Origin of the sequence: Lysobacter sp. S4-A87, from assembly GCF_022637455.1 — a bacterium.
Lineage (GTDB): Bacteria > Pseudomonadota > Gammaproteobacteria > Xanthomonadales > Xanthomonadaceae > Lysobacter_J.
Genome location: NZ_CP093341.1, coordinates 15,744 through 30,057, shown reverse-complemented (window position 1 = coordinate 30,057; position 14,314 = coordinate 15,744). Strand labels below are relative to the sequence as shown.

The following is a 14,314-nucleotide window of genomic DNA, read 5'->3' as shown; positions in this document are numbered from 1 at the left end:
ACGGCTCCAGGGGATCAGCGATCACGGATCAGGGACCGGCAAAGATTACCGGGTGTTACTCCGTTTGAAGCACAGCCCGTTCGCGCCGCGATAACGGATATTCACGATCGGCGGGCAGCCGACCCGCCGTCAGCGGTCATGGGTCGAACAACTTGCCCGGATTGAGCACACCGTTGGGGTCCAGCACCCTGCGAATACCGCGCATGACCTCCACTTCGGCTTCGCTGCGCGTGCCCAGCAGGTAGGGCTTCTTGACCAGGCCGATGCCGTGCTCGGCGGAGATGCTGCCGCCATGGCGCTCCAGCGATTGCGCCAGCAGCTTGGTGACCTGCTCGCAATGGCCGACGAACTCATCGTCTGCCATGCCCTCGGGCTTGAGCACGTTGATGTGCAGGTTGCCGTCGCCGATATGGCCGAACCAGACCACATCGAACTGCGGGTACTCACGCCCCAGCAACGCCTGTGTCTGGGCGAGGAAATCGGGCATCGCCGAGATCCGCACGGAGACGTCGTTCTTGTACGGCCGCCAGCGCGCCAGGCTTTCGGTAATGCCCTCGCGCAGGCGCCACAACTGCGTCGCCTGGGCGTCGCTCTGGCTGATCACGCCATCGCTGACCAGCCCCTGTTCCAGGCAGTACTCGAATGCGGCCATGGCCGCCGCCTCGCGCTGCTCGTCGCCGACGGCGAACTCGGTGATCACGTAGAACGGATGCACTTCGTCGAACGGCTTCTGCCCGCCATGCGCGAGCACGTGGTGCAGCGCGCGATCGGTGAAGAATTCGAACGCCTCCAGTGCCAGCCGTTCGCGGAATGCAGCGAACACCTTCATCAGCATTTCGAACGACGGCAACGCCAGCAGCATGACGTTCGTCGGCGGCGGCGGATCGGTCAATCGCAAGGTCGCCTCGACGACGATGCCGAGCGTTCCTTCCGAGCCGATCATCAACTGGCGCAGGTCGTAGCCGCTCGAGTTCTTGATCAGCGCGCGATTGAGCTCGAGCAGGTCGCCCTTGCCCGTCACCACGGCCAGCCCGGCGATCCATTCGCGGGTGTTGCCGTAACGGATCACGCGGATGCCGCCGGCGTTGGTGGCGACGTTGCCGCCGATCGAGCACGAACCGCGCGCGCCGAAGTCCACCGGGTAGGCCAGGCCGTGTTCGCGGGCGGCGTTGTGCACGGCCTCCAGGGGAATGCCGGCCTGCACGGTCAGGGTGCGGTCGACGGCATTGAAGTCGAGCACGCGGTTCATCCGTTCCAGGCTCAGCACCAGCTCGCCATTGGCCGCGACCGCGCCGCCCGACAGACCGGTGCGACCGCCGGAAGGCACCACCGCAATGCGCTCCTCGTTGGCCCACAGCAGGATCATCTGCACCTCTTCGACCGACGACGGCAACGCCACCGCCAGCGGCGCCGGGGTCCAGCGCCGGGTCCAGTCGCGACCGTAGTGCTCCAGGTCACCCGGCTCGGTGCTCAGGCGCAGGCCGGGGGCCCGGGTGGCGAGGCGCTTTAGCGAGGCGGTCATCAGCGAGTCGGTCATCAGGGGGCCAGTCGGTTGAAGTGTGCGCCTCCCCTGCGTGCCGGGGAGGAGCTGGTAGCGTGCCAGCAGCGGCATTCCGGCGCCAGTGATGCAGCGCAGCAAACAGGGGCGATTTCTGACATAGTCAAACGCCCACACCACACCCCGACCCGTCGTGAGCCTGCAGACCTCGTACCCGAAGTCCGACATCCGTGTGCTGCTGCTGGAAGGGGTCTCCCCGACCGCGGTGGAGAGTTTCCGCAACGCCGGCTACTCGCAGATCCAGACGTACGACAAATCGCTGCCGCCGGAACTGCTGCGCCAGGAAATCGCCGCCGCGCACATCATCGGCATCCGCTCGCGCACGCACCTGGACGCCGACGTGCTTTCGCACGCACGCCGCCTGATCGCGATCGGCTGCTTCTGCATCGGCACCAACCAGGTCGACCTCGACAGCGCCGAACTGGCCGGCATCCCGGTCTTCAATGCGCCCTACTCCAATACCCGCAGCGTCGCCGAGCTGGTCGTGGCCGAGGCGATCATGCTGATGCGCGGCATCCCGCAGAAGAACGCGCAATGCCACCGCGGCGGCTGGTCGAAGTCGGCCGCCGGCAGCCACGAGGTGCGCGGCAAGACCCTGGGCATCGTCGGTTACGGCCACATCGGCACCCAGGTCGGCGTGATCGCCGAAGCACTGGGCATGCAGGTGATCTTCCACGACATCGAAACCAAGCTGTCGCTGGGCAATGCCCGTGCCGCGGCCGGCCTCGACGATCTGCTGGCGCGCAGCGACATCGTCACCCTGCACGTGCCGGAGACAGCCGCGACGCAGGGCATGTTCGGCGCCGCGCAGGTCGAGCGCATGAAGAAGGGCGCGCACCTGATCAACGCCTCGCGCGGCACCGTGGTCGACATCGATGCGCTTGCCGCGGGCCTGGCCTCGGGCAAGGTCGGCGGCGCCGCGGTCGACGTGTTTCCGGTCGAGCCGCAGGGCAATGCCGATGCGTTCGTGTCGCCGCTGGTCGGCCTCGACAACGTCATCCTGACCCCGCACATCGGCGGCAGCACGCTCGAAGCCCAGGACAACATCGGCCTGGAAGTGGCGGCCAAGCTGATCCGCTACAGCGACAACGGTTCGACCCTGTCGGCGGTCAATTTCCCGGAAGTGACCCTGCCCGAACACACCGGCAGCCTGCGACTGCTGCATATCCACCGCAACGTGCCGGGCGTGCTGTCGCAGGTCAACGACGTGTTCTCGCGGCTGGGCGTCAACATCGACGGCCAGTTCCTGCGCACGCATCCCAAGGTCGGCTACGTGGTGATCGATGTCACCGCGACGCAGGCCCAGGCGGCGCTGGTCCGCGACGAGCTGGCACGCATTCCGGGAACGCTGCGGGTGCGCATCCTGTATTGAGCCGCGAATGCGCAGGAGCCGCCTGGCTCCTGCGTCCGGGGCAGTGCCGTGCCGAAGGATCAGCGAGCCGTGCGCGCCTGCCACTTGAGCGCCATGCGGCGCATCGACTCGTCGCTGCCCGGGTGGGCGAGGATCTCGTCGATCGGGCGCCACGCCAGGTCGTGGGATTCGTCGCTGACGATGTAGTCCTCGGACTGGCGGGCGTGCACGACATAGCGCACGTCGTAATGCCAATGGCCCGGCACGTCGCGCCGCTCGGGGATCCAGTGGCGGTCGAGGTCGAACATCTCCGGCTCCACATCCAGGCCGGTCAGTCCCGATTCCTCCTCCGCTTCCCGCAGCGCCACGCGAGCCAGGTCGCGGTCGCCGTCGGCGTGGCCGCCCAGCTGCAGCCAGCGCTCGAGCTTGCGGTGGTGCGTGAGCAGGACGCGGGTCCCGCTGCGGTCGACCAGCCACGACGAGGCGGTGAAGTGCCCGACCAGGTGGATCCTTTCGAACACGGTGTCGGCCGAGGCGAGGAATCCGGCGAAGTCCTGTGCGCTTTCAGCCTCCTGCGGCCATTGCCGGGCATACGCAGCCAGTGCCGTGCGCAGCGAATCCATTGAGTTCTCGTGCTCGCTGGCGGTGCGTTCGTTGTTCAAGGATCTGCCCGGATAAGGAAAGCAGCCATTTTAGTCGCCACTGAGGCGGCTTGCCGCAGTTCTTGAACGCGGAATCTGGCGTGATTCGAGAATTTTTCCACCAGTGATTTGAGGCTTTTCTTATTCCGTGATCGGGCAGCGATCGACAGGCTCCGCATCAACGGACACCGGAGCCATCATGGAAGAGTCAACGTCGCAGCCCCAGGCACACCACGCAGTTCGAATGCAGCCCCGTCATGGCCAGCAACGGCCCGCGCCCATCCTGCCCATCCTGTTCGCCCTGATGGCACTCGCCACCACCGCGGCCCAGGCGCAGACACCGGAAGACGCCGGGCAGGTCCGCTTCACCGGCCCGCTGGTGAGTTCCGCGCCCCCGCTGCCCAAGGGCCTGCTCAACATCGAGCCCTATCTGATCAATACACAGACGGTGGCCCATTACGACACCGATGGCCACCGCCGCGACATCGATCGCGCCGCGGACGACTGGCAGATCGCTGTCCCCATCCAGTACGGAGCCACCGACAGGCTGACGCTGGGCATTACCCTCAACGCCGCCTACGCACAGGGACTGCGCTCGGAGCGCCATCTTGCGACGGGCGACACCCGGCTGTCGGCGTCCTGGCTGCTCGCACACGGCACTGGCAGGCACCAGCCGAAGCTGACCATATCGGCCCGCCAGAACGTCAGCACCGGCCAGCATGACCGGCTCGAACTGCAGCGCGTACCCGGCCCCACCGGCAGTGGCACGGATTCGACCACGCTGGCGCTCGACAGCCAGGCGTACTTCCTCGCGCGCAGCAATCTGCGTGGACGCGCCGGCATCGCCTGGCGGCTGCCCGGCGCCGATGCGGGCCTGCATGGACAGAGCAGCTACGGCACGCATGCCGGCTTCAAGGGCAACGCCGAACTGGGCGACGGGATGGTGGCCAATGTCGGTGCCGAGTACAGCATCAACAGTCACTGGGTGCTGGCTTCGGACGTGGTCTACGAGTACGAGGACACCACCCGCGTCCGCGGTCAAGACGAGCTGGGCGCGGTCGACGTCACCCTGCCCTCGTCATGGCGCCTGTCAGTCGCTCCGGCGGCGGAGTACCACTGGTCCGACAACGCCGGCGTGATCTTCGGCGCGCTGGTGTCGCTGGACGGCCGCAACAGTGCGGCGATCGTGTCGCCCCAGGTCGCAGTGAACCTGGTGTTCTGAGCAAGTCCCGGCGCCGCCCGGCCGTGGCAACCCATGGCCTTGCGGCATCGTCCGCGTACCGTAGGGGCATGACGTTTCACGCTTGCCGCTCCTTTCCCGCGTGGGTTAAGGTAGCCCGCCCCCCACGGCCCATACGTTTCACTCGCCGCCTGAATGGGTGGCAGATCACATTTCAGGGGAATCAGATGCTCAAAAACCTCTTCATCACCAAGCCGGTGGCGCCCGCCGGGCACGTCGATGCCGGTGAGCCCGTCGAAGGCAGCCTGGAAGGCGAGGCAGTCCTCAAGCGGTCATTGACTGCAACGCAACTGGTGATGCTGGGAATAGGTGCCGTGATCGGCGCCGGCATCTTCGTGCTGTCCGGCCATGCCGCCGCCGAGCACGCCGGCCCCGCGATCGTCCTGAGCTTCATCATCGCCGGCTTCGCCTGCGCCCTCGCCGGCCTGTGCTACGCCGAGTTCGCCGCGATGATGCCGGTCTCCGGCAGCGCCTACTCCTACTCCTACGCCACCCTGGGCGAGTTCGTCGCCTGGTTCATCGGCTGGAACCTGGTGCTCGAGTACATGTTCGCCGCGTCGACCGTTGCGGTCGGCTGGTCGGGCTACCTCAACAGCTTCCTCGAATACTTCCACATGGCCTTGCCGGCCTCGCTGGCAGCCGCCCCGCTCAACGTCGTCGATGGCAGCATCGTCTACACCGGAGGCCTGATCAATTTGCCGGCAGTGTTCATCGTCGCCGCGCTCAGTGGCCTGTGCTACGTCGGCATCACCCAGTCGGCAGCGGTCAACTCGGTGATCGTGGCGATCAAGGTCGTCGTCATCGTGATGTTCGTGGCCTTCGCCGCCAGCTACATCAACCCGGACAACTGGGTGCCGTTCATCCCGGAAAACGAAGGTCCGGGCAAGTACGGCATGTCGGGCGTGATCCGCGGTGCCGCGGTGGTGTTCTTCGCCTACATCGGCTTCGATGCGGTCTCGACCGCGGCCGGCGAAGCCAAGAACCCGCAGCGCGACATGCCGATCGGCATCCTCGGCTCGCTGGTCATCTGCACGATCATCTACATCATCGTCGCCCTGGTGCTGACCGGCCTGCTGCCGTACCACATGCTGAGCACGCCCAAGCCGGTCGCGACCGCGCTTGAAGCCTACCCGGCACTGGGCTGGCTGAAGATGATCGTCGAGATCGGCGCCATCGCCGGCCTGAGCTCGGTGATCCTGGTGATGCTGATGGGCCAGCCGCGCATCTTCTACTCGATGGCGAAGGACGGCCTGATGCCGCCGATCTTTGCCAAGGTGCACCCGAAGTACCAGACGCCGTACATGGGCACGATCATTGTGGGCGTGTTCGCCTGCCTGCTGGCCGGCTTCCTGCCGATCGGCCTGCTTGGCGAACTGGTCTCGATGGGCACCCTGCTCGCCTTCGCCACCGTCTCCATCGGCGTGCTGGTGCTGCGCAAGAGCCGTCCGGACCTGCCGCGCCCGTTCCGCGTGCCGGCTGCAGCGATCATCTGCCCGCTCGGCGCGGCCGCCTGCCTTTACCTGTTCTGGCAGCCGTTCTCGGAGCATTGGCACCTGATGACCGGCTGGACCGCGATCGGCATGGCGATCTACTTCTTCTACGGATACCGCAACAGCAAGGTTCGCAAGGCCCAGCGTTGATCTGCTGAGGTCCAAGCCAAGGCCGGCGGCAACCCCGCCGGCCTTGTTCGTTCAAAGCCGCACCAACCGATGCCGGCCTCGCCGGACCTGGGAAGCAATAGATGTTCGGACAACTCTGGGCGACCAAACACCCCCATGCCAGCCATGCCGATGCGCAGGGCCTGGAACTGCATCGCACGCTTGGCCCGTGGGGCCTGACCGCCCTGGGCATCGGCGCGGTCATCGGCGGCGGCATCTTCGTCATCACCGGTCAGGCCGCGGCTGACCATGCCGGCCCGGCGATCATGCTGTCGTTCGTGCTGGCGGCGATCTGCTGCACGTTCTGCGCACTGGCCTACGCCGAGTTCGCGGCGATGGTGCCGGTCTCCGGCAGCGCCTACACCTACACCTACGCGACGCTGGGCGAACTGGCGGCGTGGTTCATCGGCTGGATGCTGGTACTCGAGTACGGCGTCTCGGCCTCGGCCGTGGCGGTCAGCTGGACCGGCTACTTCCTCAGCCTGCTCGATCACTTCGGCATACACCTGCCACAAGCGCTGGTCAGCGCGCCGCTGGATGCGCAGCTCAAGCCGACCGGCGCGATCGCCAACCTGCCCGCGGCCTGCATCGTGCTGCTGCTGACCTGGCTGTGCTACGTCGGCATCCGCAAGTCGTCGGCGATGAACATGGCGATGGTCGTCCTCAAGACCGGCCTGATCCTGCTGGTGATCTTCGCCGGCTGGAAGTACATCGACCCGGCCAACTGGCACCCCTTCATTCCGGCCAACGAAGGCCCGGGCAAGTACGGCTTCGAAGGCGTCCTGCGCGGTGCGGCGCTGGTGTTCTTCGCCTACATCGGCTTCGAGGCGGTGTCGGTGGCGGCGCAGGAATCGCACAAGCCGCAGCGCGACCTGCCGATCGGCATGCTGCTGTCGCTGGCGATCTGCACGGTGCTCTACATCGCCATGGCCGCGGTCATGACCGGCCTGGTGCCGTTCGCCCAGCTCGGCACCGACGAGCCGGTGGTCACCGCGGTTGCGGCGCATCCGGAACTGGGCTGGCTGCGCGTGGTGGTCGAGATCGGCGCTTTGATCGGCCTGTCGTCGGTGGTGCTGGTGATGATCATCGGCCAGCCGCGCATCTTCATGATCATGGCCCGCGACGGCCTGCTGCCGCCGCTGTTCACGAAGATCCACCCCGAGTACCGCACGCCGCACATCAACACGGTGATCACCGGCATCGGTATTGCGATCCTGGCGGCGCTGTTCCCGCTCGACGTGCTCGGCGAGCTGACGTCGATGGGCACGCTGATCGCTTTCGCTGCGGTCTGCGGTGGCGTGCTGATCCTGCGCCGCACGCAGCCCGACCTGCCGCGTCCGTTCCGCATCCCGTTCGCGTGGGGCGTGTGCATCGCCGGCATCCTCAGCTGCCTGGCACTGCTGTCGACGATGACCGCGCACAACTGGTTCCTGATGGTGGTGTGGACGGCGGTCGGGTTCCTGATCTATTTCCTGTACGGCTACAAGCACAGCAAGCTCAAGAAGGGCTGACCAGAAGGGCTGATGTGAAAAAAGGGCGCCAAAGGGCGCCCTTTTTTTGTGCCCCTCGTCTGCGGGGGTGACGGGAACTTCGTGTGCTAGGCCGGTGCCACATGTCATCCCGGCGAATGCCGGCATGACGGGCCTATGCCGAAGACCATGCAACGAATTGCCGAAGCGTCGTCCGCCGGGCCGGGGATTACGCAGCAGTGGGCCATGGATGGCCCACGCCCCGCCTTCGGACAGGATGTCCGACGAAGGGGCGGAGCAATCCCCGGCTCGGCGGACGACGCCGTAAGGCAGACGAGAGCCCAGAAAGCCTATAGCGCGTCGATATCACCCAACGCACGAATCAATCTGCGTGCACGCTTGTCCGGCTTGCTCTCCGGTGCCCGATAGCCGTTGCGCTCGGCCACGCGCTGGGCACGCAGCTGCTCGCGTGCGAGCCGCGACGCTTCGGTCTCCGAATACAGGGTCTGTGCGGCGCTGGCAGGCCCGCGCGTGTCGCTGAGCGCAAGCACGCCGATCTCGAAGGTTTCCTCACCGCGCGCCACGCGCAGCTCGTCACCCACGCGCACCACCCGCGAAGCTTTCGCGCGCTGGCCGCCGACATCGACCTTGCCGGTCTCCACCGCCTGCTTTGCCAGGCTGCGGGTCTTGTAGAAGCGCGCGGCCCACAGCCACACGTCCAGCCGCACTGCCTGCATCGGTACCGGTTGTTCTGTCACTGCGTTTTCCAGCCTGACGGCCATTGCATCGGCCACCGCATTATCGCCGAATCAGGGCCGCCGGCGCGCCTGCACAAAGGCATGCAGCCTCTTCGCGAACGGAATGCTACCTTGCCGCCCTTCCCTTCGCAGGCTCCGTGATGCCGCCCAGACAGCACAACCTCACCGAAGGCCCGATCGGCCGCAACCTCCTCGCCTTCGCACTGCCGATCCTGGCTGGCAACGTCGCGCAGTCCCTCAACGGCTCGGTCAACGCGGTCTGGGTCGGACGCTTCCTCGGCGAAGAAGCGCTGACGGCCACGGCCAATGCCAACAACATCATGTTCTTCCTGATCGGGTCGGTGTTCGGCTTCGGCATGGCAGCGACCATCCTGATCGCCCAGGCGATCGGCGCGCGCGACATCACCCAGGCACGGCGCGTGATGGGCACCAGCGCGACCTTCTTCGTTGGCCTGTCGGTGGTGATCGCAGCGCTGGGCTGGTGGCTGTCGCGCCACCTGCTGGCGGCGATGGGCACGCCACTGGGCTCGCTGCAGTTTGCCGAGGATTACCTGCAGGTGATCTTCCTGGCGATGCCGATCCTGTACACGTTCGCCTTCATCTCGGCGGCGCTGCGCGGTGCCGGCGATTCGCGTACGCCATTCCGCTTCCTGCTGGTGTCGGTGCTGCTCGACATCGTCTTCAATCCGCTGCTGATCTTCGGCCTGGGCCCGTTCCCGAAGCTCGGCATCGCCGGCTCGGCCTGGTCGACGCTGCTGGCGCAAGGCATGACCCTGATCGCGTTGCTGCTGTACCTGCGCCACAAGCGCCACCCGCTCTGGCTGGGACGGCAGGAAGCGCACATGTTCAGGATCGACCTGACCATCCTGCGCTCGCTGGTGGTCAAGGGCGTGCCGATGGGCCTGCAGATGGTGCTGATCTCGCTGGCGATGATCGCGATGATCACCATGGTCAACCACTACGGTACCGACACCACGGCCGCCTACGGCGCGGCGCTGCAGCTGTGGACCTACGTGCAGATGCCGGCCATGGCCATCGGCGCGGCGTGCTCGTCGATGGCCGCGCAGAACGTCGGCGCGAACCGCTGGGACCGGGTATCGGCCACCGCGAAGGCCGGCGTGCTGTTCAACTTCCTGCTCACCGGCGCCATCATTGCCCCGCTGATCCTGCTCGACCGCTGGACCCTGGCGCTGTTCCTGCCCGAAGGCAGCAGCGCACTCGCGGTCGCGCGCCATCTCAACCACATCTCGGTGTGGTCGTTCCTGTTCTTCGGCGTGACGTTCGTCGTGTCGGGCGTAGTGCGCTCCACGGGCGCGGTCATTCCTCCGCTGCTGATCCTGGCGCTGGCGCTGTGGGGCATCCGCGTTCCGTTTGCGAACCTGCTGCAACCGACGCTGGGAGAGGACGCGATCTGGTGGAGTTTCCCGGTCAGTGCGTTCTGTTCGATGCTGATGGCGCTGTCGTACTACCGCTGGGGCAACTGGCGCAAGGCGCGCATGCTCCCGCCGGATCCGCACGAAGTCGCCGTGCCTGCCGAAGTTCCGGCGACGCCGCCCTCACCCGTGGCTGACCCGAGCGCGGAGACCGACGAGGACGTCGCCACCGGCCTGACCCTGGCCGAAGACGCCAGAAAGCCCTGACCGGACGTAGCCCGGGTAAGCGAAGCGCACCCGGGGCACACGCGTACCGGAACCGATCCGGTCCTTCACCGTCGGCGTGCCATCGAAGGCGTGCACGAAGCTGCGTTTCCTGCGCTCGGGCGCGAGGAAGTCGCACAGCTCCTCGTAGAAGCGGAATTCGCATTGGCGAAGCAGGCTCGCCAAATCTCGGCTCCGTCGCGGCACCGGAACGGCTGCGATTGCGAGGTTACGCCCAATTGGTGGCGCACAAATGCAAACGGCCGCCCAAGGGCGGCCGTTTGCATTTCGCAGCAGGCCTGGGGCCTGCGCAGGATTACTCGGACTTGGCGTAAGCCGCGAGATCTTCCTTGATGCGAGCCTTCTTGCCCTTCAGGCCACGCAGGTAGTACAGCTTGCCGGCGCGGACCTTGCCGCGGCGCTTCACGTCGACCGAAGCGATCGTGGCGCTGTGGGTCTGGAAGACGCGCTCGACGCCGAAGCCGTGCGAGATCTTGCGCACGGTGAACGACGAGTTCAGGCCGGCGTTCTTGATCGCGATGACCACGCCTTCGTAGGCCTGGACGCGCTCACGCGTGCCTTCCTTGACGTTGACGTTGACGACGACGGTGTCGCCCTGGCTGAAGTCGGGCAGCTGACGCTTGATCTGCTCGGCTTCGAAATTCTGGAGAAGCGTGTGGATCGACGGATTGTTCATGGCTTTGGCCTGTTTGAGTCGTTTTAGCGCGAGTGCACGTGGACCCGCGTCTGGCATGGGTGGAGCTAATGGAAGCCGCGGATTATAGCGGCTTTTTTCCTTGTGTGGCTAGGACTTGGCCCTGGCCGTGGTCCGGTTCCGGGGCCGCCCCGGCTGGCGTGGTGGCCGCGTTGCCCCCGTCATCGACTGCCAGCCCGGCCCGGTAGGCCGCCAGCAGCTTGCGGTCGGCCTTGGACAGGCTGGCCTCGTCGAGCAGGTCCGGCCGCCGTTGCCAGGTCCGGCCCAGCGCCTGCATCCGCCGCCAGGCGGCGATATGGGCATGGTTGCCCGACAGCAGCACCTCGGGAACCGCGCCCAGCTCGTGCTCGATCGGCCGGCTGTAGTGCGGGCAGTCCAGCAGCCCGTCCTCGAAGCTGTCCTGGACGGCCGACTCGGCATCGCCCAGCACGCCTTCGCGCAGCCGTGCGACCGCATCGACGACCACCGCCGCGGCCAGCTCGCCGCCGGACAGCACGTAGTCGCCAATGGAAATCTCTTCGTCGACCTCGGCCTGGATCAGGCGCTCGTCGATGCCTTCGTAGCGCCCGCACAGCAGGATCAGGCGCTCACGGCCGGCCAGCTCGCGGACCTTGGCCTGGGTCAGGGGCACGCCCTGGGGGCTGAGATAAACGACTTTCACCGGCGCCGGATCGGCCGCGCGTGCCGCCTGCAGGCTCGCCCGCAGCGGATCGATCAGCATGACCATGCCGGGACCGCCGCCGCAGGGCCGGTCGTCGACCCGGCGGTAATTGCCTTCGGCGTAATCGCGCGGGTTCCAGCCATGCAGCGACAGCAGCCCGCGCTCGCCCGCACGCCCGACCACGCCAAAGGCGGCGCACTGGGCGACGAACTCCGGGAACAGGCTGATGACGTCGATGCGCATGGCAGGTGGAACCTAGAACTCGGGGTCCCAGTCGACCGTGACCAGGCCGTTCTCGAAGTCGACTCTGGTCACGTACTGCGGCGTCACGAACGGAATCATCCGCTCGCGCTCGTCGTCGCGTGCAACCAGGACGTCGTTGGCGCCGGTGGCGAACAGGTGCGAGACCACGCCCAGCGAAACACCGTCGACGGTGACCACGCGCAGGCCTTCCAGGTCGACCCAGTAGTACTCGCCCTCGCTCGGCGGCGGAAGCGCCGAACGCGGAACATAGATCTCGGTGCCGCGCATCGCCTCGATGGCGTCGCGGTCGGTGACGTCGGGGAAGTTGGCGACGGTGAACTTGCCGCTTTGCTTGCCACGTACGCCGCGCAACTCGCGCTCATTGCCCTGCGGGTCGCGCAGGATCCACGGCTCGTAGTTGAAGATCGCGCTGCGCGGCTCGGTCCACGACTCGAGCTTTGCTTCGCCACGAATGCCAAAGGCGCCGGACACCCTGCCTAGCAGGATGCGGCGCCCTGGGCGCTCCTCGGAGGAGCCAGTCATGCAGGTGCTGGAAGCAGCGGCCGCGCGGTCAGGCGCGGCCGGCAAATCAGGCTGCGGTCGCGGCCTTGGCCGCTTCCTTGTACAGCACGGCGACCTTGTCGGTCAGCTGCGCGCCGTTGCCAACCCAGTGAGCGATGCGCTCGACGTTGAGCTCGACGCGCTTCTCGGCGCCCTGGGCGACCGGGTTGTAGAAGCCAACGCGCTCGATGTTGCGGCCGTCACGGGCGTTGCGGCTGTCGGTGACGATGACGTGGTAGAACGGACGCTTCTTGGCGCCGCCGCGTGCGAGACGAATCTTGACCATGGTTCGGTAGTTCCTGTGTTGCCCAGTCGCCGGAATGGCGAGGTAAGCCAAAAAGTATAAGCCATTGATCCGGGTCAGGAAAGCCCTGGCCCCGCCCAGCAGGCCCGGCTTACCTGAACGGCATGCCGCCGCGGGCGCCCATCATGCCCTTCATGCCCCGCATCAGGCCCTTCATGCCGCCGCCGGACAGCTTGCTCATCATCTTTTCCATCTGCTGATACTGCTTCATCAGCTTGTTGACGTCGGCCGGGGTCAGGCCGGCGCCCTTGGCGATGCGCGCGCGACGCGAGCCGTTCAGCAACGCCGGGTTGCGGCGCTCCTTCCTGGTCATCGAATTGATGATGGCCACCATCCGCGGCACTTCCTTGCCGGTGACCTGGCTCTTCACCGAGTCGGGGATCTGGCCCATGCCCGGCAGCTTGTCCATGAGGCCGTGCAGGCCGCCCATGTTCTGCATCTGCTCGAGCTGGTCCCTCATGTCGTTGAGGTCGAACTTCTTGCCCTTGGCGACCTTCTCGGCGAGCTTCTGCGCCTTGTCCTTGTCGACCTGCTGCTCGACCTGCTCGACCAGCGACAGCACGTCGCCCATGTCGAGGATGCGGCTGGCGATGCGGTCGGGGTGGAACACGTCGAGGCCATCGGGCTTCTCGCCGGTGCCGATGAACTTGATCGGGCGCTGGGTGATGTAGCGCACCGACAGCGCGGCGCCGCCGCGGGCGTCACCGTCGGTCTTGGTCAGCACCACGCCGGTCAGCGGCAGCGCTTCACCGAAATGCTTGGCGGTGACCGCGGCGTCCTGGCCGGTCATGGAGTCGACCACGAACAGCGTCTCGACCGGCTTGACCGCGGCGTGCAGCGCCTTGATCTCGGCCATCATCGCTTCGTCGATGCTGGTGCGGCCGGCGGTGTCGACCAGCAGCACGTCGACGTAGGACTTGCGCGCGTCGTCGATGGCAGCCCTGACGATCGCTTCGGGTTGCTGGTCGGCGCTGGACGGGAAGAACAGCACGTCGACCTGCTGCGCCAGCGTCCTGAGCTGCTCGATCGCGGCCGGACGGTAGACGTCGGCCGACACCACCATCACCTTCTTCTTGCGCTTTTCCTTCAGGTGCTTGGCGAGCTTGGCCACGGTCGTGGTCTTGCCCGCGCCCTGCAGGCCGGCCATCAGGATCACGGCCGGTGCCGGCACGTTGAGGTTGAGGTCGGACGCGGCCGAGCCCATCACCGCCGACATTTCGTCGCGGACGATCTTGATCAGCGCCTGGCCGGGGGTCAGCGACTTGAGCACTTCCTGGCCGACCGCGCGCACCTTGATGCGCTCGATCAGGGCCTGCACGACCGGCAGGGCGACATCGGCCTCGAGCAGGGCGATGCGGACTTCGCGCAGCGACTCGCGGATGTTCTCCTCGGTCAGCCGGCCGCGGCCGCGAAGGCGCTCGATGGTGCCGGAGAGACGTTGGGTCAGGGATTCGAACATGCGGGGGATACCTGCGGGTCGCGCGGACGCGGAATGGATCAAAGCGGGGCGCGAAGTAT

The 14,314-nt window shown here is 66.6% G+C and carries 13 protein-coding genes; 5 read left to right on the top strand and 8 right to left on the bottom strand.

The window, feature by feature from the left end; translation table 11 throughout:
- Window positions 1-136 precede the first annotated feature (136 nt).
- The gene (locus MNR01_RS00140) at window positions 137-1,537 is read right to left on the bottom strand and encodes an FAD-binding oxidoreductase (RefSeq protein WP_241918986.1); all 1,401 of its coding nucleotides are present in this window, start codon (window positions 1,535-1,537) and stop codon (window positions 137-139) included.
- 154 nt (window positions 1,538-1,691) lie between these two features.
- On the opposite strand from MNR01_RS00140, the gene serA reads away from it, so the two are divergent.
- On the top strand, window positions 1,692-2,930 hold the full coding sequence (gene serA / locus MNR01_RS00135) for a phosphoglycerate dehydrogenase (RefSeq protein WP_241918985.1): 1,239 nt from the start codon (window positions 1,692-1,694) through the stop codon (window positions 2,928-2,930).
- A gap of 59 nt (window positions 2,931-2,989) precedes the next feature.
- On the opposite strand, the gene MNR01_RS00130 is transcribed toward serA, so the two are convergent.
- On the bottom strand, window positions 2,990-3,532 hold the full coding sequence (locus MNR01_RS00130) for an NUDIX hydrolase (protein ID WP_241920677.1): 543 nt from the start codon (window positions 3,530-3,532) through the stop codon (window positions 2,990-2,992).
- Window positions 3,533-3,794: 262 nt separating this feature from the next.
- On the opposite strand from MNR01_RS00130, the gene MNR01_RS00125 reads away from it, so the two are divergent.
- The 3 genes from MNR01_RS00125 (at window position 3,795) to MNR01_RS00115 (ending at window position 7,959) form a co-directional block, all read left to right on the top strand.
- Window positions 3,795-4,772 (top strand): hypothetical protein, encoded by a 978-nt coding sequence (locus MNR01_RS00125; protein ID WP_241918984.1) that lies wholly within the window; start codon window positions 3,795-3,797, stop codon window positions 4,770-4,772.
- Window positions 4,773-4,957: 185 nt separating this feature from the next.
- Window positions 4,958-6,430, top strand: coding sequence for an amino acid permease (locus MNR01_RS00120; protein WP_241918983.1), 1,473 nt, complete (start codon window positions 4,958-4,960; stop codon window positions 6,428-6,430).
- Window positions 6,431-6,531: 101 nt separating this feature from the next.
- Window positions 6,532-7,959 carry an amino acid permease gene (locus MNR01_RS00115; protein WP_241918982.1) on the top strand — a complete coding sequence of 476 codons (1,428 nt, stop codon included), beginning with the start codon at window positions 6,532-6,534 and terminating at the stop codon, window positions 7,957-7,959.
- A 308-nt stretch (window positions 7,960-8,267) separates the two neighbouring features.
- Here MNR01_RS00115 and MNR01_RS00110 read toward each other — a convergent pair whose 3' ends face one another.
- The gene (locus MNR01_RS00110) at window positions 8,268-8,654 is read right to left on the bottom strand and encodes an RNA-binding S4 domain-containing protein (protein WP_241920676.1); all 387 of its coding nucleotides are present in this window, start codon (window positions 8,652-8,654) and stop codon (window positions 8,268-8,270) included.
- Window positions 8,655-8,815: 161 nt separating this feature from the next.
- On the opposite strand from MNR01_RS00110, the gene MNR01_RS00105 reads away from it, so the two are divergent.
- On the top strand, window positions 8,816-10,315 hold the full coding sequence (locus tag MNR01_RS00105) for an MATE family efflux transporter (protein ID WP_241918981.1): 1,500 nt from the start codon (window positions 8,816-8,818) through the stop codon (window positions 10,313-10,315).
- A 313-nt stretch (window positions 10,316-10,628) separates the two neighbouring features.
- On the opposite strand, the gene rplS is transcribed toward MNR01_RS00105, so the two are convergent.
- The 5 genes from rplS to ffh all read right to left on the bottom strand — a co-directional run bounded on the left by rplS (window position 10,629) and on the right by ffh (window position 14,255).
- On the bottom strand, window positions 10,629-11,009 hold the full coding sequence (gene rplS / locus MNR01_RS00100) for a 50S ribosomal protein L19 (protein ID WP_241918980.1): 381 nt from the start codon (window positions 11,007-11,009) through the stop codon (window positions 10,629-10,631).
- Window positions 11,010-11,091: 82 nt separating this feature from the next.
- Window positions 11,092-11,931 carry a tRNA (guanosine(37)-N1)-methyltransferase TrmD gene (trmD, locus tag MNR01_RS00095; protein ID WP_241918979.1) on the bottom strand — a complete coding sequence of 280 codons (840 nt, stop codon included), beginning with the start codon at window positions 11,929-11,931 and terminating at the stop codon, window positions 11,092-11,094.
- 12 nt (window positions 11,932-11,943) lie between these two features.
- A complete protein-coding gene (gene rimM, locus MNR01_RS00090) occupies window positions 11,944-12,474 on the bottom strand; it encodes a ribosome maturation factor RimM (protein ID WP_241918978.1) in 531 nt (176 codons plus the stop codon).
- A gap of 46 nt (window positions 12,475-12,520) precedes the next feature.
- On the bottom strand, window positions 12,521-12,778 hold the full coding sequence (gene rpsP / locus MNR01_RS00085; RefSeq protein WP_158731452.1) for a 30S ribosomal protein S16: 258 nt from the start codon (window positions 12,776-12,778) through the stop codon (window positions 12,521-12,523).
- A gap of 109 nt (window positions 12,779-12,887) precedes the next feature.
- Window positions 12,888-14,255 (bottom strand): signal recognition particle protein, encoded by a 1,368-nt coding sequence (ffh, locus tag MNR01_RS00080; protein WP_241918977.1) that lies wholly within the window; start codon window positions 14,253-14,255, stop codon window positions 12,888-12,890.
- Between the last annotated feature and the right edge of the window lie 59 nt (window positions 14,256-14,314).